Origin of the sequence: Eubacterium ramulus, assembly GCF_003122485.1 — a bacterium.
GTDB lineage: Bacteria > Bacillota > Clostridia > Lachnospirales > Lachnospiraceae > Eubacterium_I > Eubacterium_I ramulus_A.
The window spans coordinates 1-3626 of the sequence record NZ_JRFU01000212.1; the positions used below are offsets into that span (position 1 = coordinate 1).

The 3626-nt window shown below is 42.0% G+C and carries 4 protein-coding genes; 1 reads left to right on the plus strand and 3 read right to left on the minus strand.

Annotation, left to right across the window (positions count from 1 at the left end; all coding sequences use genetic code 11):
- Nucleotides 1-328: 328 nt before the first annotated feature.
- Nucleotides 329-607, plus strand: a complete 279-nt coding sequence (locus LG34_RS15540) for a hypothetical protein (protein WP_109216878.1) — start codon at nt 329-331, stop codon at nt 605-607.
- Between the two features lie 47 nt (nt 608-654).
- On the opposite strand, the gene LG34_RS15545 is transcribed toward LG34_RS15540, so the two are convergent.
- The 3 genes from LG34_RS15545 to LG34_RS15555 form a co-directional block, all read right to left on the minus strand.
- On the minus strand, nt 655-2019 hold the full coding sequence (locus LG34_RS15545) for an MATE family efflux transporter (protein WP_330427542.1): 1365 nt from the start codon (nt 2017-2019) through the stop codon (nt 655-657).
- A complete protein-coding gene (locus LG34_RS15550; protein ID WP_109216879.1) occupies nt 2016-2870 on the minus strand; it encodes a glycerophosphodiester phosphodiesterase family protein in 855 nt (284 codons plus the stop codon). The genes LG34_RS15545 and LG34_RS15550 overlap by 4 nt, the downstream gene beginning before the upstream one ends.
- A 184-nt stretch (nt 2871-3054) precedes the next feature.
- On the minus strand, nt 3055-3531 hold the full coding sequence (locus tag LG34_RS15555) for a hypothetical protein (RefSeq protein ID WP_109216880.1): 477 nt from the start codon (nt 3529-3531) through the stop codon (nt 3055-3057).
- Nucleotides 3532-3626: the final 95 nt, after the last annotated feature.

Here is a 3626-nt window from a genome sequence, read left to right on the forward strand (position 1 = left end):
GAGCGTTTATCTCAGTCGGAGATTGTACTCCCACTGAGAAAGACTTGTTATTATTCACCACTTGCAGAAGTGGGAGTCTTCTCGACTGAGATAAAACACCATAATAGCCGCCCTCACGTCTGGTAAACTGAAGCGACAATTTTTTTCTAATCGTATACTGAATTAACCGTCTATCGGTAGCACTCGCTTTACATAACTATATAAGCATTCTTTTATAATAATGTCAAAATTTTTATGTTATATAAGTTCTTTTATGTATCTGTATAACTTCTATCATTCTACCAATACTAATGCTGCAAACTAAAACTTTATATTTGGAGGAATGAACATGAATAAAAATACGCATACACATAACAATACACATGACACGAATTGTCACAGAAATTATGGTGGTCCAAGTAAAGATGCTGTTACCACCGGTACGTTTGATCAGGCAGATAAAACTGACGATTTTGACTATGATTATCTGGGAAAATCTGCTTCTGCCAATGACCAGACTGGTCTGATCCCATCCGGACCACAAAATGATGGTGAAATCGAATCCTATCAGGACGTGTTTCCATTTGCGCCACCACTGCTGAAAAAGGATAAAGATTCGCTTTCATAATCTTAAAGTATAGCCATAAATTTTAAGCCACCCGAAACAAGACACCTCTAAACGACTTTGTGGTCAAGCCATTTCCGTCTGTGGAATCGAATCGTAAAGATAATGCCACGTACCGTCCAGTCCGTAAACATTCCGATCCACACCGCGATCGGTCCAAATCCCTGCACCCTGCAAAGATAAATACACAGACTCACACGGAAGATCCACATAGAACAGGTCGACAAAATCATGGAGAATTTGACATCTCCTGCTGCACGCAGTCCATACGGTGGAATAAACGCCGGAACCCAGATAATCGGTTTTACGATGGTAATTACTGTCATCATGTAAAAACACATATCTGCACTGGCCGGCTCCATACCTGCGATCATCGTAATCGGTTTCGTCAAAGCCCAGATCAACAGACAGCACACAATTACGACAAACTCAGAAAGCACAGCAAGCTTTTTGATATAATACACCGCCTGCTCTTTTTCGCCGGCACCGATACACTGACCGACAATCGTCATCAAACCGATTCCAATTCCCATCGCCGCAATACCATTCAAATTTTCCAGAATGATCGTCATAGCCTGTGCCGCGATTGCTGTCGTTCCAAGGGTTGATACCGTTGACTGAATTGCCAGTTTACCAAACTGGAACATACCGTTTTCGATACCGGACGGAATTCCTACAGAAAGAATGATCAAGATCAGCTTCATATCCGGTCGGATGCTGAAATAATCACGGATGACAATCTCCTGTTTTGGCACACGCTGACGGCAGATCATAATAATGGACATCAAAATACGGGAAACAAGAGTGGAAATCGCCGCACCAGCTACCCCCATATTAAATCCAAAGATCAGGATCGCATTTCCGGCAATATTTGCCAGATTGCACAACGCTGAAATTGTCATCGGCAGTTTGGAATTTCCTTCTGCCCGGAAAAATGCCGCATTCGCGTCAAACAATCCAATAAATGGGAAGGATATCGCCGTGATCAGAAAATAAATCTGGGAATTGTCCATAACATCCTGTTCTACATTTCCGAAAATCAACCGCAGCAACGGATGACGGAATACGATGCACACTGCCATCAGTCCGATGGAGATTACAAGCATCGCCAACAATACCTGACGCGCCGCCTTATTGCAGGCTTTCACATCTTTCCTTCCAAGATACTGGGAACAGATGATGGCACCGCCTGCTGTCAACGCCGTAAACACCTGAATAACCAGCACGTTGATGGAATCCACCAGCGAAACCGCAGAAATAGCTGCACTTCCCACGTTGCTGACCATCATACTGTCCACGGTTCCCATCAGGGAGTTCAACAACTGTTCCACCATCAGCGGTATCAGCAATACCTTCAGATCGTGGTTGGAAAAGAGCAGCTTACTCTCATCGATTTTCTGTTTTTGTTTTTTCAACTCAATCTCACCTTTTCCCCTTCTTTTGGCAGAAAACTGTCAAAAATAAACATATCAAATGTTTCGCGAGCCGTCTGCAATTCAGCTTCACTTTTTATCGTCCATGCCGCAGTTTTTACCCCAAACAGCTTTCGGCACATACGAAAGCCCCGAATCTGGCGGTCCTTATGATTATAGGAAATAAAATCTGGTTTTGCCCAGAAATTCAACAACAGATTTGTCAGGAAAAAACGCACGATCTGCGGCATTTTATCCTCGCTCTGAAAAAAGTCCATAGACAACTGTCCACGAAGCACCTTTGGAAAATGCTTGCGGTACCATACCAGTGCCAATGGATTAAAGCATTCCATACAATAAACGCCCTTGTATTCTGACAACATTGCAGCCGCCGCTTCCGTGGTTGCCTTATAGTCAAAATCAACTTTAATTTCAACCACAAGTGGCACCTTTCCGTTGACCAGTTCCAGGACATCAGAAAAAAGCGGTATCTTTTCTGTGCTGTTCTTCAAAGAATACTGCTCTAATTCTGCATATGTTAATTCGGTCAATTTCTTATGTACGCCGCACATGCGCTTCAGGTCAAAATCATGGAAAACCACCAGTTTTCCGTCTTTCGTCAGCTGCACATCCAACTCCATGCCAAAGCCATGCTCCAATGCGTTTCGGAACGCTGCAAGACTGTTTTCCGGGGCGTCTGAATTATTGTTAAACAAGCCCCGGTGCGCGATCATTGTATTGTCGAAGGCAGCGAAAGAACGTGTTTTTTCTGTTTCCGGTCGAAGCATGTACACACTTAAGCCAAGTAAACCAATAATGATTGCAACAGCAATAAGAATACTTATCAGTATCATTCCCGTTATTTTTCCTCCGTATCATTACAGTTAGTTCATCTATCTCATATCTGTGTCTGACGCTATTGTATTTCAAGTAAAATATACTTAATGTAGAACTTCCATCAAAAGCATATGTAAATAAACATATACCTATCATCAATACATACTAATATATTCTTCTATGAACCACATCTGATTTTCTCTATGCCGGTACTTTATTTAAGAAATGCTCCCATTCTACGACTGCTTTTTCAAATTCTACTTCTACCCAGTAAGTATCTTCGTCTACATCCACCGCAATCTCACAGCAGTATTCGCCTCCATTTTTTGCATCCTTCGGTGTAATCACAAATACTTTACCATCTTCCTGCATTTTCTGGAAAGTCTCCTTAAACTGATCCTTCGGAATATCCTGATCCGGTACTTCGCGCAAAAAGACATTATTTGCATCGTAATATTTTGCACCCTCTAACAAAAATCTTGTAATTTTCGGAGATTTGAGACGAATCTCTGTATCGTCCAGATAACGATCCACCAGAGTATCATTGGATGGATTGTTGTGTCTTGCTGCCGCGCCAAGTAACACCATTGTCATAAGTTCTGGGTTAAACTCCATTTTTTTCACTTCGGCATCCTGGAACATAAATTTATCCAATTCATTCACACTTTTATACTTCATGTCTTTTCTCTCTTTCTACTATTTGTCTGATACTGGAATCTCACGAAAAAATTCAAGTCGAACGCACGTGAGACTTGGTGCGTGATTCTGGTCAG

Bases quoted from the DNA above. Each gene is read 5' to 3' on its own strand.
- LG34_RS15540 (WP_109216878.1), top strand. From the start codon at position 329: ATGAATAAAAATACGCATACACATAACAATACACATGACACGAATTGT.
- LG34_RS15550 (WP_109216879.1), bottom strand. From the start codon at position 2,870: ATGATACTGATAAGTATTCTTATTGCTGTTGCAATCATTATTGGTTTA.
- LG34_RS15555 (WP_109216880.1), bottom strand. From the start codon at position 3,531: ATGAAGTATAAAAGTGTGAATGAATTGGATAAATTTATGTTCCAGGAT.